The following is a 1,349-nucleotide window of genomic DNA, read 5'->3' as shown; positions in this document are numbered from 1 at the left end:
CCCACTTAACGGCTTCGATGAGCCAGAATTAAGGTGTTAGCACTTAATTACGAAGGAGCATCCATCATGAATATTAAAGTTGTTGGTATCGATATTGCCAAGTCTGTCTTTCAGGTTTGTGTTCTGCTTCATGATAACAAGGTTGCATGGAACAGAAAGATTACCAGACATGATCTGATGAAAAAGCTCAGTCAGCTTCCAGATAACACCCTGATTGCTATGGAGGCTTGTGCATCATCCAATCACTGGGCAAGGCAAATGCAGAAGCATGGGTTTAAAGTTATGTTAATTCCTGCTCAATTCGTTAAACCGTTCGTTGGGCATCAGAAAAATGATGCTAATGATGCGCGAGCAATATGTGAAGCTTCCCAACGACCAGGCGTGCATCCAGTGCAAGTAAAGACGATTGAACAGCAAGATATCAAAGCGCTGCGAAATGTTCGTCAACGCCTTATCGATAATCGTATTGCTTTGGTTAATCAATCCCGCGCTATGGCTGCGGAATACGGTGTTATATTCCCCAAGCACGTGGCTAAATTCCAAGAACTTCTGCCATTAGCCATTGAAGATGCAAGCAACCAGCTCTCTCATGTTATGAGGCGTCTATTGCTTGAAAATTATGATGAGCTCAAGCAGTTAAATCGGGATATTCAGCAGGTAGAATACGACTTGCTAGAGTTGTGTAAAACCGACCGCCGTTTTCGAGCATTACGAGAAGTTCCTGGATTTGGCCCAATTATCAGTTCTGCATTAATTAGTGAGCTTGGCACTGGCAAGCAATTTTCGAATGGTCGTCAGTTTTCTGCTTGGTGTGGTTTAGTACCTAAGCAGCATAGTTCAGGAGGTAAGTCCTGCCTGAAAGGTATTACTAAAAATGGCAATAAACAGTTACGAACGCTTATCTTGCATGGTGCACGGGCGGTTGTTCGATATGCAGATAAACGTCAAGATAAGATGGGCTTTTGGCTACGAGAGTTGATAGTCAGGCGAGGTAAAGTCAAAGCGATAGTCGCCTTGGCAAATAAATTGTGCCGAATTGGGTGGCGTCTTTTAAGCTCAGGTGAGCAGTTCGACGTGAATAAAGCTTTTGCATAACAGTTAACACATAGATCTTTCTATAGATAAACAGCAGTACCCGAGTTTGCAAGTATTGATGAACAAACGGTCAACGTCTCTGTTAAAACCTGGTTCTGGACAAGGCATGAGTTATGCCGTGGAAATGTAAAGGAAGCAGAGAGCGAATTACATCATGGCGCGAGCATCAGGAGCTCCCTAAGACGTCGGATATATGTCAGCGAGCCGTATCTAATCAGTTCTTGCAATCACAGGGGCGTCCATATATGTCCAGA

Annotated in this window: 1 protein-coding gene; it reads left to right on the top strand. The window is 43.7% G+C overall.

Annotation, left to right across the window (positions count from 1 at the left end; genetic code table 11):
- Positions 1-66 precede the first annotated feature (66 nt).
- On the top strand, positions 67-1,095 hold the full coding sequence (locus BIZ37_RS30175; protein ID WP_187464673.1) for an IS110 family transposase: 1,029 nt from the start codon (positions 67-69) through the stop codon (positions 1,093-1,095).
- Positions 1,096-1,349: the final 254 nt, after the last annotated feature.

It is taken from the genome of Photobacterium sp. BZF1 (assembly GCF_014349205.1).
Taxonomy (GTDB): domain Bacteria; phylum Pseudomonadota; class Gammaproteobacteria; order Enterobacterales; family Vibrionaceae; genus Photobacterium.
This window is presented reverse-complemented; position numbering and strand designations above follow the sequence as displayed.